Annotated in this window: 22 protein-coding genes and 5 tRNA genes; 9 read left to right on the forward strand and 18 right to left on the reverse strand. The window is 43.1% G+C overall.

Annotated features, from left to right (window positions below; genetic code table 11):
• Position 1 precedes the first annotated feature (1 nt).
• From JJQ94_RS17655 to JJQ94_RS17680, 6 genes are all read left to right on the forward strand, one after another.
• The gene (locus tag JJQ94_RS17655; protein WP_099029318.1) at positions 2-1,036 is read left to right on the forward strand and encodes an ABC transporter permease; all 1,035 of its coding nucleotides are present in this window, start codon (positions 2-4) and stop codon (positions 1,034-1,036) included.
• Positions 1,023-1,916, forward strand: coding sequence for an ABC transporter permease subunit (locus JJQ94_RS17660; RefSeq protein ID WP_039497078.1), 894 nt, complete (start codon positions 1,023-1,025; stop codon positions 1,914-1,916). The genes JJQ94_RS17655 and JJQ94_RS17660 overlap by 14 nt, the downstream gene beginning before the upstream one ends.
• The gene (locus JJQ94_RS17665; RefSeq protein ID WP_099029319.1) at positions 1,916-2,923 is read left to right on the forward strand and encodes a peptide ABC transporter ATP-binding protein; all 1,008 of its coding nucleotides are present in this window, start codon (positions 1,916-1,918) and stop codon (positions 2,921-2,923) included. The genes JJQ94_RS17660 and JJQ94_RS17665 overlap by 1 nt, the downstream gene beginning before the upstream one ends.
• A complete protein-coding gene (locus JJQ94_RS17670) occupies positions 2,908-3,669 on the forward strand; it encodes an ATP-binding cassette domain-containing protein (RefSeq protein ID WP_039497076.1) in 762 nt (253 codons plus the stop codon). Before JJQ94_RS17665 ends, JJQ94_RS17670 begins: the two co-directional genes overlap by 16 nt.
• Before the next feature lie 18 nt (positions 3,670-3,687).
• Positions 3,688-4,716 carry a helix-turn-helix domain-containing protein gene (locus tag JJQ94_RS17675; RefSeq protein ID WP_099029320.1) on the forward strand — a complete coding sequence of 343 codons (1,029 nt, stop codon included), beginning with the start codon at positions 3,688-3,690 and terminating at the stop codon, positions 4,714-4,716.
• 69 nt (positions 4,717-4,785) lie between these two features.
• Positions 4,786-5,910, forward strand: coding sequence for a nuclear transport factor 2 family protein (locus tag JJQ94_RS17680; protein ID WP_099029321.1), 1,125 nt, complete (start codon positions 4,786-4,788; stop codon positions 5,908-5,910).
• 206 nt (positions 5,911-6,116) lie between these two features.
• Here the strand turns inward: JJQ94_RS17680 and JJQ94_RS17685 are convergent, their stop codons facing one another.
• The 12 genes from JJQ94_RS17685 to JJQ94_RS17740 form a co-directional block, all read right to left on the reverse strand.
• Positions 6,117-7,418 carry a polysaccharide deacetylase family protein gene (locus tag JJQ94_RS17685; protein ID WP_099029322.1) on the reverse strand — a complete coding sequence of 434 codons (1,302 nt, stop codon included), beginning with the start codon at positions 7,416-7,418 and terminating at the stop codon, positions 6,117-6,119.
• Positions 7,419-7,663: 245 nt separating this feature from the next.
• Complete coding sequence (locus JJQ94_RS17690) at positions 7,664-9,574, reverse strand: SurA N-terminal domain-containing protein (RefSeq protein WP_099029323.1); 1,911 nt, start codon at positions 9,572-9,574, stop codon at positions 7,664-7,666.
• 173 nt (positions 9,575-9,747) lie between these two features.
• Complete coding sequence (hupB, locus tag JJQ94_RS17695) at positions 9,748-10,020, reverse strand: nucleoid-associated protein HU-beta (protein ID WP_010371157.1); 273 nt, start codon at positions 10,018-10,020, stop codon at positions 9,748-9,750.
• Positions 10,021-10,236: 216 nt separating this feature from the next.
• Positions 10,237-12,594, reverse strand: a complete 2,358-nt coding sequence (gene lon / locus JJQ94_RS17700; protein ID WP_099029324.1) for an endopeptidase La — start codon at positions 12,592-12,594, stop codon at positions 10,237-10,239.
• A 293-nt stretch (positions 12,595-12,887) separates the two neighbouring features.
• A complete protein-coding gene (gene clpX, locus JJQ94_RS17705) occupies positions 12,888-14,171 on the reverse strand; it encodes an ATP-dependent protease ATP-binding subunit ClpX (protein WP_010606725.1) in 1,284 nt (427 codons plus the stop codon).
• Positions 14,172-14,293: 122 nt separating this feature from the next.
• Positions 14,294-14,911: an ATP-dependent Clp endopeptidase proteolytic subunit ClpP gene (clpP, locus tag JJQ94_RS17710; RefSeq protein WP_095727423.1), complete on the reverse strand. Its 618-nt coding sequence runs from the start codon at positions 14,909-14,911 to the stop codon at positions 14,294-14,296.
• A 333-nt stretch (positions 14,912-15,244) separates the two neighbouring features.
• Positions 15,245-16,549, reverse strand: coding sequence for a trigger factor (tig, locus tag JJQ94_RS17715; RefSeq protein ID WP_017216126.1), 1,305 nt, complete (start codon positions 16,547-16,549; stop codon positions 15,245-15,247).
• Between the two features lie 277 nt (positions 16,550-16,826).
• Positions 16,827-16,903: transfer RNA gene (locus JJQ94_RS17720), tRNA-Pro, on the reverse strand.
• Positions 16,904-16,924: 21 nt separating this feature from the next.
• Positions 16,925-17,001: transfer RNA gene (locus JJQ94_RS17725), tRNA-Pro, on the reverse strand.
• Between the two features lie 19 nt (positions 17,002-17,020).
• Positions 17,021-17,096, reverse strand: a tRNA-His gene (locus JJQ94_RS17730).
• Positions 17,097-17,120: 24 nt separating this feature from the next.
• Positions 17,121-17,197, reverse strand: a tRNA-Arg gene (locus tag JJQ94_RS17735).
• A gap of 41 nt (positions 17,198-17,238) precedes the next feature.
• Positions 17,239-17,315, reverse strand: a tRNA-Pro gene (locus JJQ94_RS17740).
• A 420-nt stretch (positions 17,316-17,735) separates the two neighbouring features.
• On the opposite strand from JJQ94_RS17740, the gene folD reads away from it, so the two are divergent.
• Positions 17,736-18,590, forward strand: coding sequence for a bifunctional methylenetetrahydrofolate dehydrogenase/methenyltetrahydrofolate cyclohydrolase FolD (folD, locus tag JJQ94_RS17745; protein WP_099029325.1), 855 nt, complete (start codon positions 17,736-17,738; stop codon positions 18,588-18,590).
• Positions 18,591-18,652: 62 nt separating this feature from the next.
• Here the strand turns inward: folD and JJQ94_RS17750 are convergent, their stop codons facing one another.
• The 3 genes from JJQ94_RS17750 to prmB all read right to left on the reverse strand — a co-directional run bounded on the left by JJQ94_RS17750 (position 18,653) and on the right by prmB (position 21,231).
• Positions 18,653-19,084, reverse strand: a complete 432-nt coding sequence (locus tag JJQ94_RS17750) for a hypothetical protein (protein WP_099029326.1) — start codon at positions 19,082-19,084, stop codon at positions 18,653-18,655.
• A gap of 66 nt (positions 19,085-19,150) precedes the next feature.
• Positions 19,151-20,248, reverse strand: coding sequence for a chorismate synthase (aroC, locus tag JJQ94_RS17755; RefSeq protein ID WP_099029327.1), 1,098 nt, complete (start codon positions 20,246-20,248; stop codon positions 19,151-19,153).
• A 47-nt stretch (positions 20,249-20,295) separates the two neighbouring features.
• On the reverse strand, positions 20,296-21,231 hold the full coding sequence (gene prmB / locus JJQ94_RS17760; protein ID WP_141557600.1) for a 50S ribosomal protein L3 N(5)-glutamine methyltransferase: 936 nt from the start codon (positions 21,229-21,231) through the stop codon (positions 20,296-20,298).
• Positions 21,232-21,327: 96 nt separating this feature from the next.
• On the opposite strand from prmB, the gene smrB reads away from it, so the two are divergent.
• Both smrB and JJQ94_RS17770 read left to right on the forward strand, forming a co-directional pair.
• On the forward strand, positions 21,328-21,879 hold the full coding sequence (gene smrB / locus JJQ94_RS17765; RefSeq protein ID WP_010371129.1) for an endonuclease SmrB: 552 nt from the start codon (positions 21,328-21,330) through the stop codon (positions 21,877-21,879).
• Positions 21,880-22,115: 236 nt separating this feature from the next.
• Positions 22,116-22,358, forward strand: a complete 243-nt coding sequence (locus tag JJQ94_RS17770) for a hypothetical protein (RefSeq protein WP_099029329.1) — start codon at positions 22,116-22,118, stop codon at positions 22,356-22,358.
• 257 nt (positions 22,359-22,615) lie between these two features.
• Here JJQ94_RS17770 and JJQ94_RS17775 read toward each other — a convergent pair whose 3' ends face one another.
• The 3 genes from JJQ94_RS17775 to JJQ94_RS17785 form a co-directional block, all read right to left on the reverse strand.
• The gene (locus JJQ94_RS17775; protein WP_010371125.1) at positions 22,616-23,221 is read right to left on the reverse strand and encodes a peroxiredoxin; all 606 of its coding nucleotides are present in this window, start codon (positions 23,219-23,221) and stop codon (positions 22,616-22,618) included.
• Positions 23,222-23,540: 319 nt separating this feature from the next.
• The gene (gene fadR / locus JJQ94_RS17780) at positions 23,541-24,254 is read right to left on the reverse strand and encodes a fatty acid metabolism transcriptional regulator FadR (RefSeq protein WP_010371123.1); all 714 of its coding nucleotides are present in this window, start codon (positions 24,252-24,254) and stop codon (positions 23,541-23,543) included.
• A 204-nt stretch (positions 24,255-24,458) separates the two neighbouring features.
• Complete coding sequence (locus JJQ94_RS17785; RefSeq protein ID WP_236596508.1) at positions 24,459-25,130, reverse strand: hypothetical protein; 672 nt, start codon at positions 25,128-25,130, stop codon at positions 24,459-24,461.
• Positions 25,131-25,218 lie beyond the last annotated feature (88 nt).

Consider the following 25,218-nt stretch of genomic DNA (forward strand, 5'->3'; position numbering starts at 1 on the left):
CATGTTTGCAAAATATGCTTATCGACGACTGAGCTTGCTTTGCTTTATGTTGTTTACCTTAACGATTTTTACGTTCGCCCTCAATTACCTGTTTCCTGGTGAGTTGATCACTAACTTCAGTGGTGAAGTCAACTCAAGTTATGCCCAAACGCAGGCACTAGTTGAAAAATACCGTATTGAAGAAAATATCTTTGTGCAATATGGTGCGTTTATGGCTCGTATGTTTGAAGGTGACTGGGGTTTATCTTTGTCGTCGGGCCAACCTGTCCTTTCTCACGTAAAACACCTATTTCCAGCAACACTAGAGCTATGTTTATATGCTTTGACGGTTGCGGTCATTATTGGTGTACCAAGTGGAGTGATAGCCAGCGCTTATCATAAAAAGTGGCCAGATAAGCTCATTAACTCATTAAGCTTAATGGGATTTTCCATTCCGGTTTTTTGGTTAGCGCTGCTGCTCATTATGGCATTTTGTCTGGGCCTTGGGCTTTTCCCCATGTCCGGTAGAATTGGCTTACTTTATGAAATACAGCCCGTTACTCACTTTATTCTGATTGATATTTATCTTGAAGGTTTTCCCTATGGTGGTGCCGCATTTTGGGATGCACTTCACCATTTAGCGCTGCCAACCGTTGTGCTGGCTATGTATCCAACGACAGTTTTGATCCGCTTTACTCGCGATTCTATGCTCGAAGTCCTCGACCAGAACTATATTAAAACAGCTAGAGCAAAAGGCCTTAATCGCAGCCAGCTGATCATCCATCACGCGCTGAGAAATGCGCTGCTACCAGTGATAAAGCAAATTGGTCTCCAATTTAGCACACTCATCACACTTGCGATGATCACTGAGGTGATATTCTCTTGGCCTGGGATCGGTCGATGGTTAATTGAAAGCATCTATCAACGTGATTACCCAGCTATCCAAGGGGGACTGCTCGCGGTGTCTTTCTTTGTTATCATTGCCAACATGTTGTCTGATTTTATTCACTCGATACTCGACCCGCTCGCAAGGAATCAGGCTCATGGCAAAGTTTAATCTATTTACCGAAGAGTCTAATCGCTCACCTTTATTTAGGTTATGGCGTAAATTCCGCTCAAATCACGTTGCGCTAGTGGGTTTGTGGCTGTTTGTTGCCCTAACGGTATTGGCTTTAACAGCTCCGCTGATCGCGCCCTATGGTGTTAACCAGCAGCATGCTGATGCCCTGTTGCTGCCACCTTCGTGGCATGATGATGGCGATGTGCGCTTTATACTCGGTACAGATGATTTGGGGCGAGACATCTTATCGCGCTTAATGAACGGAGCAACCTTCACCTTTGGTTTATCTATCATTGCGGCTTTGGTTACCACGGCACTCGGCGTCGTACTTGGTACGCTTGCTGGCGCCAGTCGAGGCTTAAAATCCAGCTTCCTTAATCACTTATTGGATATTACGCTCGCCATTCCCTCGTTACTGCTGGCCATTATCATCATTGCTATATTAGGGCCAGGTTTGATGAATACGGTGTGGGCGATTATCTTCGCGTTACTGCCACAATACATCCACTCGATTAGAAACTTAGTGGTCACTGAGCTGAGTAAAGACTATATCATCGCCTTTAAGCTTGATGGTGCAACACGCTGGAAACTGCTCGTCCGTGGCATACTGCCTAACATTTACGAACATATCGTGGTTATCTTCACCATGGCGCTGTCGACCGCTATTTTGGATATTGCGGCACTTGGCTTCTTAAAGCTCGGTGCGCAGCCTCCATCTACCGAATGGGGTGCTATCCTCCAAGAAAACTTAAGTTTAATTTATCTCGCGCCTTGGACTGTAGGCCTCCCAGGTGTATTGCTCTTTTTGGCAGTACTGTCTACCAACTTGGTTGGTGATGGACTGCGTGAAGCGCTGAAACAACGTAAGGCAGATTAATGCAATTACTAGACATTAAGAACCTCACCATTGAACTACGTACCGAAGACGGTGTTATTCGCGCGGTTGATAAGGTCAACCTTAGCCTTAAAGAAGGCGAAGTACATGCGCTTGTCGGTGAGTCTGGCTCTGGTAAAAGTCTAATCGCCAAAGCCATTGTGGGGGTACTCAATCAGCGCTGGACAATAACCGCAGACCGCATGCATTGGCGTGGTGTCGACCTTATGCGCTTGTCTTCAGAAAAGCGCAGAAAGCTCGTCAGCCAAGACATTGCGATGATTTACCAAGAGCCAAGTCGAAGCCTTGACCCAACCGCCACTATTTTCGACCAAGTCGCGGAATCTATTCCCGATAGCGTCTTAAAAGGTGGCTTTTTTGGTCGTAGAAAAGCACGAAAAGAAAAGGTTCGAGCGCTATTGCACAAAGCAGGGATCCGAGACGATAAAAAGATCTGTAGCAGTTACCCACATGAACTTTCAGAGGGAATGTGTCAAAAGATCATGATTGCGATGGCCATCGCCAGAAGTCCTAAACTACTTATTGCCGATGAGCCAACCACCGCACTTGAGAGTACCGCCCGCGCGCAAGTATTTCGATTGCTCAAGGCATTAAACCAGCTTAAAAACATGTCGATATTAATGATTTCGCATGAGCTAGAAGAGATCTCCGACTGGTCTCATGCAATGCATGTGCTCTATTGCGGACAGATGGTTGAAGCAGGCCCTACTCAGGCTATTTTTAAACAGCCATTACATCCCTACACCCAAGCGCTGGTTAAGAGTTTGCCTGACTTTGGGCAAGGACTCGGCCATAAAGAAGCATTTTATGCCTTGAAAGGCACTATTCCCCCATTACAGCATTTACCCATAGGATGCCGCTTGGGGCCAAGATGCCCTCAAGCGCAAAAAGAATGTGTCGTCACGCCAAGGCAAAGTCGCTCGCATGGTCATAGTTACGCTTGCCACTTTCCGTTAATTAAGGTGAAGCAAAAATGCAACCCGTCTTAAAAGTACAGTCTTTAAACAAGTCCTACACTTCTCGTCAAGGACTGTTCAGACGCCGTTCGTTGCAGGTACTCAGAGATGTGTCGTTTGCGCTTGCTCCCGGACAAACCCTCGCAATCATAGGCGAGACCGGCTCTGGTAAAAGTACGCTCGCCAAAGTACTTGCCGGTGCCGACATGGCAGACTCTGGACAAATATTACTAAATGGCCAAATTGTAGAAGACGCTGGTATTCGCAATCATGACTGCCGTACTATTCGCCTTATCTTTCAAGACCCAACTCGCTCGCTCAACCCGGGTCTCACCATTGGAGATATGCTTGATGATTGTCTGCAATACAATACTGAACTTACCGAAGAGCAGCGTTATAAGAAAATCCGCATCACACTCAGTCGCGTCGGGCTACTTGGCGAGCACATAGACTATTATCCTCATATGTTTAGTGGCGGGCAGTTACAGCGGGTTGCCTTAGCGAGAGCCCTTATTTTGGACCCTAAAGTACTGGTATTGGATGAAGCGCTGTCATCATTAGACCCATCCGTACGCGCACAAACCGTGAATCTGCTGCTAGAGCTACAAGCAGCAACAGGACTTGCGTACGTGCTTATCACACATCATTTGAGTTTGGTTCGCCATATGAGTGATGAGATTTTGGTATTAAATCGCGGCAAAGTCGTCGAATATGGAGAAACGGAGTGTGTGTTCAATACTCCAAAATCTAAAACCATGCAGAAGCTGCTGTCAGCTTAATTTCGTGGGGAATGAGTAATGGATTTTAGCGCCCATCTGTTATTTTTCTTCTCACTTATCGGGGTGTTTAATGGCTTTATTCTCAGCGCCCTACTGCTAATAAAATTTCAGGAGGCAAAGGCACTGCGCTGGGTATCGGTGCTCCTCATTTTACTCTGTATTCGAATTGGTAAATCAGTCCTTTTTTACTTTAACCCAGAGCTGGATAAAACGATTCTGCAAATAGGTCTGAGTGCGTACTTTTTGCTTGGTCCCTGCCTGCTCAATTTTGTACTTGCAAGCTACAGTAAAACCAGAAATCGTTATCTAACAATGCATTTTTTGGCATTAAGCGGTTTTATTATTGGATTTGGTATACTTATGCCCTATCAGCTTAACCCTGAAATTTGGCAAACGTGGGGTTACAAAGGCACATCCTATTTTTGGCTAGGTTACTTACTGATAAGTTCTTATACTTTTTATCGTCTAGCTACAGCCAAAAGCGCCAATAACAACGCTGAGTTTCATCTATCTATAGTTGTGATCTGCGGTTGCTGGCTTATTTGGACTGCTTATTTCTTTTCGTCATTCACTTCTTACATCACAGGAGCACTCACGTTCAGCTTTGTGCTCTATTTAAGTATCCTTTTCGTACCCAAATTACTACGAAAACCAACTGCTAATGAAAAGAAATATGCCAATACGCATATAAGCGACGATGAATACAATCAGCTCATCGCCAAACTTGAGTCGCTAATGTCAGAGAACAAACTTTTTACTGAGCCGGATTTAACGCTACCCCGATTAGCCAAACGATTAGGCACAAGCCACAACAAACTATCGCAAATAGTGAATCGTCACTATCATTGTAACTTTAAACAATATCTCAATGGCTTGAGAGTTGAATATGCGAAACATTTGCTTTCGAGCACCAACATGCCACTGGAACACCTTGCACTGGAGTGTGGTTTTAATTCTGCATCCACATTTTTTGCCGCATTTAAGAAGCTCACAGGGTACTCTCCAAATAACTTTAAGCACTCCGAGAACATACTCTCAGACTCCTAAAATATACTCTAGGTGACTGCTTTAATTAAATAAGTTTATGTTTCTTCTGAGTCATTACAGGAGAAGCTTATGACCCTATCAAAATTAGTACCATTGTTATTTTTACTATTTATTCAAATCGGCAACGCTGTCGCTTTTGAGGATGAAACCGCAAATATTACCGCTACATTAAACCACTACATTAGTGGCACTGCGAATAACCAGCCTGAAGTGATAAGAAAAGCGTTTCATCCCGATGCGGTGCTTATTTTAGAAAAGTCAGACCAAGCGATGTGGCAAGTCCCGCTGAAAGAGTATTTGAGTTGGTATAAAGGCTCGAAAAAAGACACTGGCAGGCGCGCCAAAATTCTAAATATCAGCGTGAATGACCACCTTGCACAGGCCAAAATCCGTATTGATATATTGAAGTCAAACGTGCAGTACATCGATCACCTACTCCTAAAGAAAATAGCTGGCACGTGGAAAATCATCAGTAAATCTGCGCAGCAAACCACTCTAACTTCCGAGCAAGTAACGAACTTAGGTCGCCGAGTGCTCATTGTCGCATCAAGCAAAGCCTTTCATGGCGATAGTCAGCTGCCAGCTGGCACGAGCTTCGAAGAGCTACTCAGTGCCTATGACGTATTTACTCAAGCAGGACTAATTGTTGATTTCGTCAGCACACAAGGTGGCGCGTTAAACCTGAGCTATATAAATACTTCAAACGGCGAACATAAAAAGTACCTTTACCAACCTGACTATATGTATGCGCTCAGCAACACAATGCACCCAGCTGGAGTCGACCCTAGCCAATATGCTGCAATCTATTATGTTGGCGGCAGCAATGCCATGTATGAAGTAGCAGAAAACCCTACTCTACAACGTATAGCTATGCATATATATGAACAAAACCAAGGTGTTGTTGCCGCCGTATGTCACGGTACAGCTGGTATCGTCAATTTACGCTTGAAAAATGGCGAGTATCTCATCAAAGGAAAACAAATCACCGGTTACCCTACTGCATTTGAAAATCCAGATAGAGCGTATTTCAAACATTTTCCTTTTCAAATTCAGCCTAAAGTGGAAGAACTTGGAGGGAATTTTGAGTATGGAGAGCGGGATGCGTCTTTTATCAAGGTAGATAGCCGCATAGTGACCGGGCAGAATTATCAGTCTTCGCAGGCCGTAGCAAGGGCCGTATTGACCCTATTTTGAATATCAGGGCGGCTATAATATTGACCGCCCTATTCAATCACCCTTTTAGTTAACCTTAGGTTTGGATAAGGAATGAGCTAACTTATTGTTTTTAAAGTTCACCTTAATTTGCCCCCTTGTCTAGCAAGAGAGTTTTAGAGGTAACACCGCTTCCGCGTCCTGCTAAAGCTGGCTGCTAGCAAGACATTAATTATTCGCAGTTCAGATTAATTAGTCGTGTTACCCTTAAAATTCATACACTCACTGGTATGACAAAACTTTAAACCTTTCGCACTTGCATAAGCCAATACATTTTCAAGATTTTCTGGAGTGATATACCACTCATTCCCAGTTTTGCCAATGACATGCGTTGCTAAATATAGCGTCTCACCACCTTTTAAGGTATCAATCGCATTCTGGATCTTGTCCAAATCAAAGCGATGTGAGTCCATAGATAATCCCGTTGTGATCGGTCTATCACTGCGTTCACCTCTATAAATAACAGAAGACCAAGAAGCAAACTTACGTACATGAGTAAAATATTTCTTGATTTCACGATCAGTTTCTTTCGTATAAGCCCCGAATGGGTACGCATAAGATGTTACCGTCAAACCATCTCTTCTCATCGCGTCAAGCTGTGGTGTGATATCGTCTGCTATCCACTTCTGAACACCATTTTCTTCGGAGTAAACCTTCGCATGACGATGTATTACTCCATGATGACCGATTTCGTGACCTCGGTTTTCTATATCAGCCACTTTTGAATGATCAATAGTGGAGTAATGGCTAACATAATAGGTAAATGTTGCGTTATATTTATCAAATAGATCAAGGTGATCATGGATAGAGTTTAATGCGCCACCATCGTCAAAAGAAATATTAATCTGTTTAGGCCAAACAGAGCTTTGATTATGATGGAAGTCCTCAATTGCCCCCTGGAGCGCGGCATACTCAAAGTGGCTCTCTGGTATCGTTAAAATCAGCTCGTCATATGCCCATTGATCCAGTTTACCATCTTCAAAAAATAAGCCCCGAAGCCCAACTTCCTTCAGTCTGTTCGGTGTGAGTAAAGATTTACTATCTAATTCAAAAAGCTCAACAACTTTGCATAATCGATGTTTGAGAGCCGTCAACTGTAATTCATCTTGTGTCGTATTAAAATATCCCTGAATTACAGATAGATTTGCCGCGGTTACACATCCAAATTCAGCAATTTCAAAGTCTTTTAAAGCAAGAGAGGTAGTGTTTTCTGCTCCTTGTGCGCTCAGAATACGCTTAATTACCTCTTCTTTTGTTTCTTTTACAGGATTATTAGAATTAGCATTATCTGAATCGTCGGTATTGGTATTATCTTTATCTGAATTATCAGTATCCGAGGAGTTATCAGTATTAGTTCCATTATTATCAGTTGAAGTGTTATCTCCTTGACCTCCCTCTACAGGTAACTCTATAACAGTCTTACTGTCACTGTTACATCCCGATACTGATAGCAATAAGGCTACAATCCATGCGCTATATCTATATTTCATAAAGTTCCTATTTAATACACTTCGTTCCGAAAATCGAACATACTAAATAGGGGAACAATATTTGTCAATATAGGAACAATAAAGAATAGGAACAATAAAGAATTTATTATTTTAAATTAACCACTTAGAAAGCTAACAATCCATACTCCTTTTAATAAATTGTATTTAACAAACGAGTACCGTAATGAGAGGCCAAAAACACAAAAAAGGCGCCATATTGGCGCCTTTCTTTTAGCTAAGAGCAATTATTGCTGCTCTGTGACCTGAAGCTGTGGTCTTTTTACTTCAGACTTAGCTTCAAGTGCTGCTAGTAGCTCAAGATAGTTTTTGTTTGCGTAAGAAGCGGTGATTGACTGCTTCTGCTGCGCATCAACCTTGCCATCAACTTCAGGCGTGGTGACTGACTTCAGCACCACAAATGCCGAGTCGCCATTACCAAGCTCTACAAGTGCAGATTCTGTTTCTGCCACACCCGGCTGAGGCAATTTAAATGCTTCAGCTGCAATAGCTGGTGGTACGTCGTAGCTACGACGCTTAAGCTCAGACACACTCTTCACTTCGATACTCTGTGCTTTGGCAATCTCAGCTAAAGTAGAACCACCTTGTAGTTGCTCAAATAGTGACTGTGCTTTCTCTGCAATTAATGTCGACGCTTTTTCATTGCTCAACTGCGTTTTGATCTGCGCGCTGACTTCCTCAAGTGGCTTAGTCGCTGCCGCTTTATGCTCAGCAACACGAACCACCACGATATGCTCTGGTGCAACTTCTAACACTTCTGAGTTTACGCGGTCTTCTAGCAGCTCTGGCGTGAAGATAGTATTACTTATCGCAGGTGAATTCAGTGGCTCAGGAAGCGCGTTACGACTTACCAGCTCAGTTGATTTTATCTCAACGCCAGCGGCTTCAGCAGCGTCTTGTAGCGAGTCAGCCATTTCAAAAGCAAGTTCAGCTACACGGGTTTGCTTTTGATAGAACGCATCGATCTTAGCTGCTTTTTCAAGCTCTGCACGAAGGTCGTCTTTTACGTCTTCAAAAGATTGTGCCTGTTGGCGCTGAATGTCTGTTAGCTTGATAATATGGAAACCAAACTCAGATTCAACCACTTCAGATACATCACCTACCGCGGCAAGAGCAAATGCTGCATCTTCAAACGCCGGATCCATCATGTCTCTTTCAATCCAATCTAGATCACCGCCAAGCTCAGCGCTCACCACGTCGTCAGATTTTTCTTCTGCAACAACGGCAAAATCAGCACCGTTATTCAATTCAGCCAGAATTTCATCTGCTTTTTGTTTAGCGGCTTCAGCATCTTCACTTGCATCGACAAGAATGTGTGACACGCGGCGTCTTTCAGGTTCAAGATATTGGTTTTTTTGCTCTTCGTAATACGTTTTTAACGCTTCCTCAGTCACTGGTTCTGCAGGCTCCAAATCTTCAGCTTTTAGCTCGATATAGTTAACCGCCACCAATTCTGGAGCTTGGAACTGAGTTTGATTCAAGTCGTAATAGTTCTGAACTTCTTCATCTGACACTGACACTTCATCTTTCACCAACTCTTTGTTTAATACCGCATAGTCGATAGCACGAGTTTGTTGCTGTAGCGCAATAGATTGCTGAAGTTCGTTTTTCAGTACAAAATCAGTGCCAGCAACTGCAGAGATTAACTGCGCACGAGTCATCTCGTCACGAAGATATTCACGGAAGCTATCTGGCTGGAAGTTCATTTGACGGATAACTTGTAAGTAACGGTCGTTACTGAATTCTCCACCAATTTGAAAATATGGCATTTCAACAATCGCTTTTTTAACCTGCTCATCGCTCACACGAAGACCAAGCTCTTTAGCTAGTTGGGTTTGTAATTCTTGTTGTACTAATTGGTCAACAACACCTTGGCGAATTTGCGCCATATAATTAGGATCGGCTGCAATCTGTGCAAAGTATTCGCCAAACTGTTGCTCTAGTCGTGCACGTTCATTTGAGTAAGCACGAGAAAACTTAGTTTGTGAAATCTTTACTCCGTTCACTTCTGCGACAGGCTGCTCTGTGGTTTGACCTAGGTAACCACCGATCCCTGCTAACGCAAAAGATAAGATGACTAAACCTAATACGATTTTAGCCGCCGGGCCTTGCGAGCCTTCTCTGATCTTTTCAAGCATTTATTGTTTCTCTTATCTAAGTCAAAGCACCTAAGCACTTTGTGTTTGCTAGATTTGGGTTAAGCATTACACCAATCAGATTAGTGATGGTATAAAAAAAGCGTATCTTAGCAGATACGCCTTTTATCTTGAAGCAGTTCGCGATGACTCTGCACCGCCTAATTCAAATTGAATTAGTTTACTGCGTCTTTAAGCGCTTTACCCGCTTTGAAAGATGGGATGTTAGCTGCTGCGATTTGAATAGTCTCACCAGTTTGTGGGTTGCGACCAGAGCGTGCAGCACGCTCGCGCACTGAGAAAGTACCAAAACCTACAAGTGCAACAGAGTCACCGTCTTTTAGTGCACCCGTTACAGACTCAATGAATGAATCTAGCGCACGACCAGCAGCCGCTTTAGAAATGTCAGCATCAGCTGCGATTTGATCGATTAATTGAGATTTATTCACAATATCATCCTCTTCCATAGTTATTGTCAAAAGTTACTTCTTACTGGTAACTTTTGCTATTCATTTAGAGACATCACAGCGACTCTCTAATTCTCGAAATCTTTCTCAAGCCTAGTGATTACGGGGCTTCCGAACCAGTAGGCTTGAATACAGTGCCTAACTTAACACACCTTTTAGATTTGAAAAGCCTTTTCACTCAATTTTTTGGCTTTTTTCTTAGTTTTTTTGCGATTCCACACTAAAACTGTCTATTGGGTGCGCTAATGCCAGTGATAATACCTCATCAATCCATGACACGGCATGAATATCAAGCCCTTCAAGAACATTCTCAGGAATTTCTTTTAAGTCACGCTCGTTCTTTTTCGGTATTAAAACTCGCTTAATTCCACCACGGTGTGCTGCTAATAATTTCTCTTTCAGACCACCGATGGGCAGAACTTCACCACGCAAGGTAATTTCACCTGTCATCGCGACATCTGCACGCACTGGATTGCCAGTGAGGCTTGACACTAAGCCCGTTACCATCGCAATACCGGCACTAGGACCGTCTTTCGGTGTTGCACCTTCTGGAACGTGAACATGAATATCACGTTTCTCGTAGAAATCGTCATTAATGCGTAGTTTGTCAGCACGGTTGCGCACAACCGTCATTGCTGCTTGAATTGACTCTTGCATCACATCGCCCAGCGACCCGGTGTAAGCAAGTTTGCCTTTACCTGGTACTGCCGCACATTCAATAGTGAGTAAGTCACCCCCTACTTCCGTCCATGCAAGACCGGTAACTTGACCAACTCTATCGCCGTCTTCCGCCTTGCCGTAATCGTGACGTTGTACACCTAAGAAGTCTTCAAGATTTTCTTGGTTAATCACAACTTGCTTAACATTTTTATCTAGCAAGATGTTCTTAACTGCTTTTCGGCACAACTTAGATACTTCGCGCTCTAGATTACGTACACCCGCTTCACGCGTGTAGTAGCGGATAATGCCAATGATCGCGCTATCTTCAATATTGATTTCAGACTCTTTTAATCCATTGCGTTTCACTTGCTTTGGAATTAAATGCTGCTTGGCAATATTCAGCTTTTCGTCCTCGGTGTAACCAGAAAGACGAATCACTTCCATACGGTCTAATAATGGACCTGGAATGTTAAAGCTATTAGAAGTCGCAACAAACATAACATCAGACAGATCGTAGTCCACTTCTAAATAGTGGTCTGCAAAGTTGCTATTTTGCTCTGGGTCTAACACTTCTAGTAGAGCCGATGCAGGGTCGCCGCGCATATCCGATGACATCTTATCGATTTCATCCAACAAGAAAAGTGGGTTCTTTACGCCAACCTTCGACATGCTTTGGATCAGTTTACCCGGCATTGAGCCAATATAAGTTCGTCTGTGCCCGCGAATTTCAGCTTCGTCGCGCACGCCACCGAGCGCCATACGTACGTACTTACGGCCAGTCGAACGCGCGATAGATTGACCTAAACTGGTTTTACCAACGCCTGGAGGGCCGACTAAGCATAAGATAGGACCTTTAAGCTTATTGGTGCGCTGCTGTACCGCTAGATATTCGATGATGCGGTCTTTCACTTTCTCAAGACCATAATGATCCGCATCAAGTATCTTTTGTGCACCAGCTAGGTCTTTTTTCACCTTTGAGCGCTTTTTCCAAGGTACATTGATCATCGTCTCAATGTACGAGCGTACAACCGTCGCTTCCGCAGACATAGGTGACATCATTTTAAGTTTGTTAAGCTCTGAAAGCGCTTTTTCTTCCGCTTCTTGCGGCATATTCACTTCGCTAATACGCTTTTTCAGGGCTTCAAATTCATCAGGTACATCATCCAGCTCACCTAGCTCTTTCTGAATGGCTTTCATTTGCTCATTCAGATAGTACTCACGTTGGGATTTCTCCATTTGTTTTTTAACGCGTGAGCGGATCTTTTTCTCTACTTGAAGTAAATCGATCTCGCCTTCCATCAACGCCATCAAATACTCGAGGCGCTTGGTCACATCGTTAATTTCTAGCACCTTTTGTTTTTCAGGTACTTTAATTGGCATATGAGCAGCCATTGTATCCGCTAAGCGTGCAGCTTCATCAATACCCGATACTGAAGTTAGTACCTCTGGTGGGATCTTTTTATTTAGCTTCACATAGCCTTCGAACTGGCTAATTGCACTGCGAACTAATATGTCTTGCTCTTGCTCATCCACATCCTGAGATGGAATGTACTGAGCTTGCGCAAAGAAATATTCGTCTGTAATTAGAAACTCATCTATTTTTGCGCGTTGAGTACCTTCAACCAGCACTTTCACTGTGCCATCAGGTAGCTTGAGTAACTGTAGTACCGTTGCAATGGTACCAGTCTGATAGACATCATCAGTGCTTGGGTCATCAACTGAGGCGTCTTTTTGCGCAACTAAAAAGATTTGCTTGTCATTGTCCATCGCGGCTTCTAGGCATTTTATTGATTTTTCTCGGCCTACAAACAGCGGGATCACCATATGCGGATACACCACTACATCGCGTAGCGCTAGCACAGGAATTTCTACTCGATCCGTTCTTTCAAGCGTCATTATGTTCTCTTCGCACTTCAATTAATTTTGGGAATACTGAGCTATATGGGGATAACGCAGATAAAGTTCAATAGTTTATAGTAATCCGCATCAAGTAGAGATCAATTTAACGGATAAAAAGCCTAGTTTTGACACTCAATTTATCGTGGTGGAATGTATAAAAAATTCCCCCTAAAAACTTGTCTCACTATTGCCCTTTATTGTTATAGCAATTTGACTATATTGGTTTCTATCTGATGTGGACTAAGAAATAAAAAGGAGCACTAGGCTCCTTTTTTCAACCTCATACTGAGCTATTCAGACGCCGCTTTTTCTTTACCGTTATTTTCGTAAATCATAATAGGGTCTGATTCGCCTTTGATCACCGTTTCATCAATGACGACTTTACTCACTTCTTCTAGTGAAGGAAGTTCATACATAGTATCAAGCAGCACACCTTCGACAATCGAACGCAAACCACGGGCACCCGTTTTACGCTCCATCGCTTTATGAGCAATCGCTCGTAGCGCATCTTCACGGAATTCAAGGTCAACACCTTCCATCTTAAATAGCGCCGCGTATTGCTTAGTGAGTGCATTCTTCGGCTCATTTAGGATTTCAATTAGTGCTTCTTCGTCCAGTTCGGTCAAAGTCGCAACTACAGGCAAACGACCAATAAATTCAGGTATTAAGCCGTACTTAACTAAATCTTCAGGCTCTACGTCTTTAAACGTTTCGCTTAATGAGCGCTCAGAGTCTTTAGATTTAACTTCAGCACCAAACCCAATTCCAGTATTTTTTGTACTGCGCTGCTCAATGACTTTATCTAGGCCTGCAAACGCACCACCACAGATAAACAAGATCTTAGAAGTATCTACTTGTAAAAATTCTTGTTGCGGGTGCTTTCTACCACCTTGTGGCGGAACAGATGCAACCGTGCCTTCAATCAGTTTTAGTAGTGCTTGTTGTACACCTTCACCTGACACATCACGGGTGATTGATGGATTGTCAGACTTTCTTGAAATTTTGTCGATTTCATCGATGTAAACGATACCACGCTGTGCTTTCTCAACGTCGTAATCACATTTTTGCAGAAGCTTTTGAATGATGTTTTCAACATCTTCACCCACATAACCAGCTTCGGTTAATGTCGTTGCATCTGCCATTGTGAATGGAACGTCAAGTAAACGTGCAAGCGTTTCTGCAAGAAGGGTTTTACCACTACCCGTTGGACCAATTAGTAGAATATTACTCTTGCCAAGTTCTACATCACCTTTGCCGCCTTGGTTACGCAGGCGCTTATAATGATTGTAAACCGCAACAGACAAGACTTTTTTAGCGTGGTCTTGACCTATCACATAATCATCTAAGTGATTTCTGATCTCTTTTGGCACAGGTAATTTATCAGACGCGTCATGCTTAGGCGCAATATCTTTGATTTCTTCCCTAATGATGTCGTTACAAAGTTCAACGCACTCGTCACATATATAGACAGATGGACCGGCAATTAACTTACGAACTTCATGCTGGCTCTTACCGCAAAATGAGCAGTAGAGTAGCTTGCTATTCTTATCGCCGTCTGTTGGAGTGTCTGACATTCAGCTACCTCATTCAATTGCTGTTATCTCTAGATAACATCGTATTTCTTTTAACTATACCAAAGAAATTTGGCTTTGGCACAGTAGAAGCCGATGAATTCAACTCATCGACTAATTCATAATCACTTAAGCTCTCGACGAGAGTGAACTGCATCAATCAAGCCATATTCTAACGCTTGATCTGCAGTCATAAAGTTATCACGGTCAGTATCACGCGCTACCACTTCATAAGGCTGACCGGTGTGATCTGCCATTAAGCGATTCAACTTCTCTTTAATCGCCAAGATTTCGCGGGCATGAATTTCAAAATCAGAAGCCTGACCTTGGAAACCACCTAAAGGTTGGTGGATCATCACACGAGAATTAGGTAAGCAATAACGTTTACCTTTAGCACCGCCAGATAGCAAAAATGCCCCCATACTCGCAGCTTGACCAACACAAACTGTACTAACGTCAGGCTTGATAAAATTCATCGTGTCGTAGATTGACATTCCAGCAGTCACAGAACCACCTGGCGAGTTGATATACAAGAATATATCTTTGTCAGGGCTTTCTGATTCCAAGAACAGCATCTGCGCCACAATTAGATTGGCCATATGGTCTTCGACTTGACCAGTTAAGAAAATAATACGGTCTTTTAAAAGTCGTGAGTAAATATCATAAGAACGCTCGCCTTTAGCCGTTTGCTCCACGACCATAGGTACTAACGCATTGATTGGATCGATCATACCATCATTCATGTTTTTTTATTCCTTATTAGCACAGAATCTATTGCCTATTCGCAGCAACTTTATTGGACTTAGCGCGGTCCATAAAAACATTCTGTGATCGGTGTTTAGGCTAATACTTTTTTGAGCGAATTGAAACGAGTAGATATAACTGTATCAGTAATACTCAACGAAACCTGACTCGTAAAATAAGTATAGCTAATAAAATAAGCCATGCCTCAAGATATAAGTACTTAATGCTTCAATATCAAGGCTTAAAAACAAAAATGGCCCGAATTCTCTATTAGAGTAACTCGAGCCATTTAAACTTCAGCTTAGCTGTAAGTCAATGATTTCTTCAAAGACTTATTGAGCAGCCTGTGGATTCATGATGTCGTCGAATGACTTTTCAACATCAGAAACAGATGCAGCAGCAAGTACAGCTTCAACTGCTAGCTCTTCCATCGCAACGTTGCGCATTTGCTGCATTAGTTGATCGTTTGCTTTGTAGTATGCCACTACTTCACTTGGATCTTCGTATGCAGAAGCAACTGTGTCGATTAATTCAGCAACTTTGCCTTCATCAACTTTGATGTCATTTGCTTTGATCACTTCACCTAGTAGTAGGCCAGTTTTCACACGAGTTACTGCTTGCTCGTGGAATAGCTCAGCAGGAAGCTCAGGCATGTTTTGTGCGTTGCCGCCAAAACGTTGTGCCGCTTGTTGACGAAGTGCATCAATTTCTTGATCGATTAGTGCTTTTGGCACTTCAACTTCGTTAGTTTCTAGAAGACCTTTGATCGCTTGATCTTTCACGTTCGCTTTAACCGCTTGGTTTAGCTCACGCTCCATGTTCTTCTTAACTTCTTCTTTAAGTGCGTCAACGCCGCCTTCAGCAACACCAAACTTAGTTGCGAACTCGTCAGTTAGTTCAGGAAGCTCTTGAACTTCAACTTTCTTCACGGTGATTGTGAATTGAGCCGCTTTACCTTTTAGGTTTTCAGCGTGGTATTCTTCAGGGAAAGTTACGTCAGAAACAACTTCTTCACCTGCTTTTTTACCAACGATACCATCTTCGAAACCTGGGATCATACGACCTTGACCAAGCTCTAGAGGGAAGTCTTCAGCTTTACCGCCTTCGAACTCTTCACCGTCGATTGTACCAACGAAATCAACCGTTACACGGTCTTTTTCGCCAGCTGCAGCATCACTCTCAGTCCAAGAAGCGTGTTGCTTACGAAGCGTTTCAAGCATGTTCGCTAGGTCTTCATCAGTGACAGAAACTGCAGGCTTCTCAACCGCGATTTTGTCTAGATCTTTAAGTTCAACTTCTGGGTATACTTCAAAAGTTGCATCGAATTCTAGATCTTTACCAGCTTCTAGTGACTTAGGAGCAAAAGATGGTGCGCCTGCAGGGTTGATTTTCTCAGCAATGATTGCTTCGATATAGTTACGCTGCATCAGATCGCCAGCAACTTCTTGACGTACAGCTGCGCCGTAACGCTTAGTGATGATTGACACTGGAACCTTACCAGGGCGGAAGCCATCGATACGCTGTGTTCTTGACAGTTGTTGTAGGCGTTTTTTAACTTCAGTCTCAACGTTCTCTGCAGGAACGGTGATGGTCAGACGGCGCTCAAGGCCTTGAGTCGTCTCAACAGAAACTTGCATGATTTACCTCAATCTTCATTTTTGGGCGACAAAGCGCCTTCCTTACTAACAAGACAACCATCATGCTTTTTATGGGCCTTCGGCTAAATTGCCAAACTCTCCGTTGCATGTGACGCTTGTTGCCTGCCCTACGGGCACTACGTTAATTAATAGACGCGGCATTATAACCTATTCAACGACGGAGTCGAGCAATCAGGTTAAATAATTAGGCATATTGGTGCTAATTGATTAAAAGTTAGTAAATTTGAAATAAATGACTGAGATACTAGAGAGAAAGTGGTCGGCGATGCAGGATTTGAACCTGCGACCCCTTGGACCCAAACCAAGTGCGCTACCAAGCTGCGCTAATCGCCGAACATATATATTTTGTAGAAGTGGTCGGCGATGCAGGATTTGAACCTGCGACCCCTTGGACCCAAACCAAGTGCGCTACCAAGCTGCGCTAATCGCCGACTAATTTTGGCATGTAGATGGGGCGACTGATGGGACTTGAACCCACGACAACCGGAATCACAATCCAGGGCTCTACCAACTGAGCTACAGCCGCCACTACATGTGGATTAAAATAAGATGGCGCACCCTGAAGGATTCGAACCTTCGACCGACGCCTTAGAAGGGCGTTGCTCTATCCAGCTGAGCTAAGGGCGCAAACTCGTAAACATCTTCATGCTACTTTCTTATTTTAAAAGTGGTCGGCGATGCAGGATTTGAACCTGCGACCCCTTGGACCCAAACCAAGTGCGCTACCAAGCTGCGCTAATCGCCGACTGTGACCTTGGAGAACTAAGAACCTTTTTATCGGTGAGTCCTCGTTGGCAACGGGGTGCATAATAGTGATTTGCCCGAAGTAGGTCAAATATTTTTTTTAGTTTTTGTTTCAACTGCCTAATTTTACCACAAATTGTTGATAAAACAGCTGACTTAAACAATTTTTGAACGGTTCTTGTAAAACAGATCATGAAAACCTTTGCTTTTACGCAATGCAAACTTGGCGGACTGACTGTTTTTTGAGAAAATAGCGGGCAAATGTCCTCCTTTGTAGTAACTAAAGGGACATATAAATAGAGCGACCCCATTTATCATCTTTATTAAGTAATCATTTCATCAATACATGAAAGTGCTTGTATAGAAGAATTTAAAGGCTCTATCATCGTTCAAGTTTTTTAACCCTTAATATAGGTCAATCATGACGGCAAACATCATTGATGGCAAAGCTATCGCGAAACAAGTTCGTTCTACTGTTGCACAACGAGTTCAAGACAGACTAGCGCAAGGTCTAAGAGCGCCTGGCTTGGCAGTGGTATTAGTAGGCCAGGATCCTGCGAGCCAAGTTTATGTTGGTTCAAAGCGTAAAGCCTGTGAAGAAGTCGGATTTGTTTCTAAATCTTTCGACTTACCAGGTGACACAAGCGAAGAACAATTACTTGCGCTTGTTGATGAGCTCAATGCAGATCCTGAAGTTGATGGGATCTTAGTGCAATTGCCGCTACCTGAAGGCCTAGACGCAGAAAAAGTGTTAGAGCGTATTGATCCTCACAAAGACGTCGACGGCTTTCATCCATATAACGTAGGCCGTCTTGCCCAAAGAATGCCTGCACTGAGACCTTGTACGCCAAAAGGGATCATCACCCTACTCGACTCTACCGGTGTTCGTTATAAAGGCATGCATGCTGTTGTGGTTGGTGCTTCAAACATCGTTGGTCGCCCTATGTCACTAGAGCTGCTACTTGCTGGTTGTACTACAACCGTTTGCCATAAATTTACGCAAGACCTCGAAACCCATGTGCGTCGTGCCGATCTACTGGTTGTGGCGGTCGGTAAACCTGAGTTTATTCCAGGCGACTGGGTTAAAGAAGGCGCGATTGTTATTGATGTAGGTATTAATCGCTTAGAATCTGGCAAACTGGTAGGTGACGTGCAATACGATCTCGCAGAACAAAACGCGAGCTTTATTACCCCAGTGCCAGGTGGTGTGGGCCCAATGACCGTCGCAAGCTTAATCGAAAATACGCTAGAAGCGTGTGAAAAATATCACAGCTAAACGCTGTTAGTTTATAGCTATAATAAAAGCCTCAGTTGAGGCTTTTATTATTTTAAGCCTCACTAACTCATTAACGTGTCCTTGTTCGCTTTGTTTTCTTCCTGAGTTACCGCTTCTCTCATCGCTTCTTGTAAGGCAGCCATCCGATCTTCTAATTCTTCAGGTGAAATTTTTCCCTCAGCCGCAAGCTTTTCAAGTTCTGCCATTTTCTCTTTTAATTCGTCAATTTTCTCTTTATTTGCCCCTAAGCGGCTAAACATTACCGCTTCTCTCATTTTTTCTAGAAATGACTGATTACGCTCCACCACTTCATATTTATATGGCTCGTCGACTTTATTATCGAGTACAGGGGATGATTGGGCTGCGATGTTAGCAGCCGCGACATAGTCTTGCTCCTGCGCAGCGGTATTAGCTCGTTTAGTTTGGGCAAGGCTTTGCAGCTCTGAAACGGACTCAGTAGTACGAATTGCGGAGTGGGTTTGGTAAGTGATCATGATTGCTCTCCTTGATTTGTCCAAGAAAAGCAATCATTGTGCCAAAATTAGCTTACTCGCTACTGGCTAGATATGACCAGGAATTGGCTTGTGCGGCAAATTTACGTCTTGGTTTTGACCTCGGTGACGTAATAAGTGATCCATGAGCGTAATAGCCAACATGGCTTCTGCGATTGGAATGGCACGAATACCAACACAAGGGTCATGGCGTCCCTTCGTCACAACTTCTTGCGGTTGGTTGTGAGTATCAATACTCTGCCCCGGTACCGAGATACTTGATGTCGGTTTTAGCGCAATTGATGCGATAATATCTTGCCCTGTAGAAATACCCGCTAAAACGCCGCCTGCATGGTTAGAGGTAAAACCCTGTGGCGTTAGCTCATCTCTATGCTCAGAGCCCTTTTGCTCAACCACATCAAAGCCATCACCAATCTCTACGCCTTTTACGGCATTAATACTCATCAAGGAGTGTGCTATTTCGGCGTCCAAACGATCAAACACTGGTTCACCTAAGCCAACAGGCACATTTTTCGCCACGACTTTCACTTTCGCGCCGACTGAATCACCTTCTTTTTTCAGCGTACGCATATAGTCATCTAGCGCTTCTAGCTTAGATTCATCGGGAAAGAAAAATGGATTGTTTTCAACCGCTGACCAATCATAGCACTGGGCTTTAATCGGGCCTAATTGAGAAAGACAAGCATTGATTTCGATGCCATGGACTTGCTTGAGATATTTTTTCGCGATCGCACCTGCTGCAACGCGAATGGCTGTCTCACGTGCCGAAGACCTGCCACCACCACGATAATCTCTATGTCCGTATTTGTGCCAATAGGTATAGTCGCCGTGACCCGGACGGAACAAGTCTTTGATGTTTGAGTAATCTTTTGAACGTTGATCGGTATTTTCGATCAACAATCCAATGCTCGTACCTGTGGTCTTGCCTTCAAACACACCCGAGAGAATTTTTATCTCATCGCCTTCTCGGCGCTGTGTTGTGTAGCGGCTTTGACCTGGTTTACGTCTATCTAAATCGATTTGTAAATCAGCTTCAGTGATCTCAAGCCCTGGTGGTACACCATCCACCACGCCACCAAGCGCGGCGCCATGGCTTTCACCAAAGGTCGACACCTTAAATAATTGGCCAATGCTATTGCCTGCCATCGTTTTTCCTCATTCCTAAATAGACGATAGAGAGCATTGGCTCCCTATCAGTTTTTAAAGTATTCCAATAATTGTTGTTTGGATACGACAAAGACCCCTAAACCACCATGCTCAAAGTCTAACCAAGTAAATGGCGCTTCAGGAAATTGCTGCTCCATATGTACCATAGAATTGCCAACTTCGACAAATAACAAACCATCATCATTTAGATGAGCGGCCGCTTCCGCCAGTAATGTGCGGGTCACATCAAGACCATCTTCTCCTGACGCCAAACCAAGCTCAGGCTCATGATGGAACTCCTCTGGCAGATCTGACATATCTTCTGCATCAACATAAGGAGGATTTGCTACGATTAAATCGTACTTTTGACCCGGTACACCACTAAATACATCAGATTGGATAGCAAAGACTCTGTCTTGCATCATATGCTGATTGATATTGTGATCAGCCACTTCTAAGGCTTCAAAAGAAATATCTACTGCGTCTACTTGTGCGCGCTCAAATGCTTTGGCCAATGCAATCGCAATACAACCAGAACCCGTACACATATCTAAAATACGCGTTACCTTATTCGGTGCAGCTACCCACGGGGCAAAATGTTTTGCGATTAACTCAGCAAATGGCGAGCGTGGTACTAATACGCGCTCATCAACATAAAACGGCATACCAGCAAACCAAGCTTGATTGGTTAAGTAGGCTACGGGAATGCGCTGCTCGATACGTGCTTTGATAAACTCCATCAGATGCGCTTTTTCACTTTGCGTCACGCGCGCATGCATGATTTCTTTGGGGGCATCAATTGGCATATGCAGCACCGGAAGCACTAAACTGACCGCTTCGTCCCAAGGATTATCCGTACCATGACCAAAAAATACCTCGTTACTCACAAACTGGCTCGCTGTCCAGCGTACCCAGTCCTGAATGGTATGTAAGTCTTGAAAGGCTTCAACGGCCATTTCTTCGGTAATAAGTGGTTGCGACATTTCCGTCATGATGACTCTCTAAAGATCAAACTATATGGCGTTATTGTAGCGGTTTTTAAGCTAGGTTTTTATGCTTTTTTTATTTAAAATGCCACCATGAACAGAGAATCTAACACTAATGCTGACCTAAATGACGATTTCGCGATGTTTCGTGAGTCTTTGAATGGTGTAAAACCCCTCAAACAAGATCAGGTGCAGCTCAAACAAAAGAAAAAAATTCAGAGCATAGAGCTGAAGCAACAAGTCAAGCAGCAGCAATCTGAGTTTTACTTTTCTGACGAGTATATTCCTGATATTGATACTTCGGGAACCATCAATTTCGTAAAGCCCGGTGCTGATCGCTATTTAGCAAAACAGCTAAGGCGTGGTGACTACGCGCCCGAACTCATCTTAGATTTACACGGGCTAAATAAAGAAACGGTAAAACAAGAACTGGCAGCATTAATTCATGCTTGTAAGAAGCAGCATATTGCCTGTGCGTGCGTGGTTCATGGAATTGGTGAGCGTGTGCTTAAGCATAAAGTACCGCAGTATCTTGTCCAGCATCCAGATATACTGGCGATGCACCAAGCACCTTTAGAATATGGCGGTAAAGGGGCTGTATTAATCTTGGTTGACCTACCTGATGACCCTAACTTTGGCCGTTAATTCGGCCCAAACATTGTTTTTTATCCTTTCTTACTTCGCTTAATCCAACCTTAATAAATTTAACTAAATCTTAGCCATTTCACTCATCCCGCACTGGTCAAATTCACCACTCCATTAATTCCCCTGTGCAAAATAAAAATTAAAATATATAAAAATCAATAAGATAAAAATTAAATTCATTTTGGCACAACCTTTGTAATAGTTATTGCGACTAACAAATTACAAGGAAACTTATTATGACTACTTTAGCGAAAATCACCATGACAACTTTACTGTTTACAGCAAGCATGACAACAACAGCTGCAGAAATTGATGCTTCATTACTTCAAGAAGTAAAAACTAAAGTAACGCAAGCTATCACTGAGTCAATCAAAGCGAATCTAGAAGAAATAAAAATTGAGACCAAACAGTCTTTAGAGAAAGCGTTTCAAACAGCCAATAACAACGAGCAAGAAAAAAAGGAAGAGACTAATGATTAATGAACTCGAATTTCTGAGTCTGCTCGCAACCCCCGTGATCAGTTTATTTGCCGCTTACCTAAGCATTCAACTGATAAAATCACTGGGTCAGTTTATCAACTTTAACTAGCATGGCACTTGCTAAAGTAGGCAAGGTAGCCGAGTAGTCAAAGTATTACCCTGAGAAAGCTATTGAGGTATCAGTAGCCATTAAAAAACCCGCCAATTGGCGGGTTTCTTTTTTGATATCAGCGAGATATCACAAAGTCGACACTAAATTATAGTGCGCCTTCGTTTTCAGATAGGAACTTAGCAACACCTTCAGGGCTTGCATCCATACCTGCTTTACCTTCAGTCCAACCTGCTGGACATACTTCACCGTGCTCTTCGTGGAATGCTAGTGCATCAACCATGCGAAGCATTTCGTCGATGTTACGGCCTAGTGGTAGGTCGTTAACTACTTGGTGACGTACATTACCTTCAGCATCGATTAGGAAAGAACCACGGAAAGCAACACCAGCTTCTGGGTGCTCAACGTCGTATGCTTGACAGATTTCGTGCTTAACATCAGCGATTAGATCGTATTTAACTTGACCGATACCGCCTTCGTTTACTGGAGTGTTACGCCATGCGTTGTGCGAGAATTGAGAATCGATAGAAACACCGATCACTTCAACACCACGCTTTTGGAACTCTTCGTAACGCTTGTCGAACGCGATTAGCTCTGAAGGACAAACAAAAGTGAAGTCTAGTGGGTAAAAGAAAACAACCGCTTTTTTACCTTTAATACGCTCGTGCAGGTTGTAGCTATCTACGATCTCACCGTTACCTAGTACTGCTGCTGCTGTAAAGTCTGGTGCCTTGCGGCCTACTAATACACCCATTTTTATCTCCAATAGTTAGGTTTATTTCCAATCTTATTTGGTATCTCGTGTCGAGACCAAAATATCTTGTTCATAATATTGTGGCGTGCTTATAAAAAAACAACCCTAGCTAAATTCATAACCAAAGTATCTTTGCCATTCTCACCGCCAAAAACTGCGCATAGTGTATTTGGCAAGTGCCATAATTAACAATCGAATTTACCGATAGTACCAATCTATAAATTCGATGAGACAAAAATGCCTCCGCTCAAGATGCCATTCGGTGATCAAAAAAGGCTTCACGAAGAAGCCTTTTAAGATGCCTATCACTCAGTGGACATTAGTCCATGATATTTTCGGGCATATCACCGCGGATCTGCTGCCAAATTTCACCCGATTGGTGACCATACTTACGCATCAATGAAATAGCACCATCGTGTTCTTGATTTTCTGCCAGTTTGGTTAAATCTGCATAGAACTGTCTCGCCAGTCCTCGCGTTCTTGAATCAGAGAAGTAATGGCACCCAATTTTTGAGTATAAACCTCTGAAGCCATTTAAAATAAGCACATAAATTTTGTTTTGCCCAGCACCTGCCAGCTCATGGTGAACTTGGTAGTCATAATCGGCAAACGCTTCTGCGGTGTCTTCTAGTTCTTCATGCTTAGATAAAATATCGATAACACGCTGCGGATTGAATTTTATCGCCGCACGCGTATAGATAGCACTAATATTGGTACGCGCTGACAGCAGCTGATCGGTCAACTCAGGCATCTTATCTTCATCGAGACGCGCTAAGGTTTCTAAAATATTAAGCCCTGACGTTTCCCAAAAGTTATTTACTCGGGTTGGCTTACCATGTTGGATAGTCAACCAGCCATCACGAGCTAGCCTTTGTAATACTTCGCGCAGTGTTGTTCTTGTTACACCAATGAGTTCAGAAAGCTCACGCTCAGCAGGTAGAATGGATCCCGGAGGGAATTCGCCGTTCCAAATTGACTCAACAATATATTCTTCAGCAAATCCAGCTGGGCTCTTGGCTTTGAAAATTCTCATCTCACACCACTTTATTATTACATCAATGCCTTGATTGGCAGGTTGTGCTTGTTAATCCACTGATTGTACCAGATGAAGCTCAACTAACAAGCTACAAATCACGCTAGCTGAAAATAGCCATGTCCAATGCAGGTGAGATTGTGATACGGTGTGAGACTTAGAACTCACTTAAGGCGATATAGACTTGGCCATAACGGGCTCACCTTAGGTAAACACTGAACTGTTAATGTAAATAAATTGCTCCTCATCAGACCATCCAGCCTCTGCTTTCATTTTATATAACTCAAATGCTTCGTAGTACGGATCGGTATCGTATTCGTTTTCTACCATTGCCCATGCTATCCAATGCGAAACGGTATAATCGCAACCAGCCAATTGGTATAGCGGCTCACTTAAAAAGAAAAGTGCTTCGTAACCTTCTCCACCACAGTGTTTCTTGATAATTTCAGACAGTGCATCATCTAAATGTATGGTGGGTGGATCCGCATTTTTAAACACTTCACACCTTAGCGTTTCACTGCCTCGATAAACACGACATTTCTTAGTGGAAGACTTTTCTCTATTTAACTCAATAAGTGCTTGATCGCCGAATGCTTGAAGCACAATCTCTATATTTTCATTGAGTTGATTTAGCTTGTTTAAGAGTGTTTCATCATCAGTATCTGTAGATTGCGGACACACTTTTCTGACTTCATTCACTCTTTTAAGTATTCGCTTGCCATTTGGAAATATTGAAAAGCAGGCTTCGAGCTTTTCATCATCCAGTTTCCATATGTCGAAATGAAGAGCATAATCCTCCCTGATATCAGGCATTGAGTCAGTCGACTCTCCTAATACTTCTCTCCACTTCCTTTGCCAATGTTGTTGATTACTCATATTGTTTTATGTTTATATCTCAAAGTTTTACTTTTCCAAAAAAGCAGTTTCAACTTCGGAGTGCACCGAATAATTCTGAATGTCATTG

This window comes from Pseudoalteromonas sp. GCY (assembly GCF_016695175.1).
Classification (GTDB): domain Bacteria; phylum Pseudomonadota; class Gammaproteobacteria; order Enterobacterales; family Alteromonadaceae; genus Pseudoalteromonas.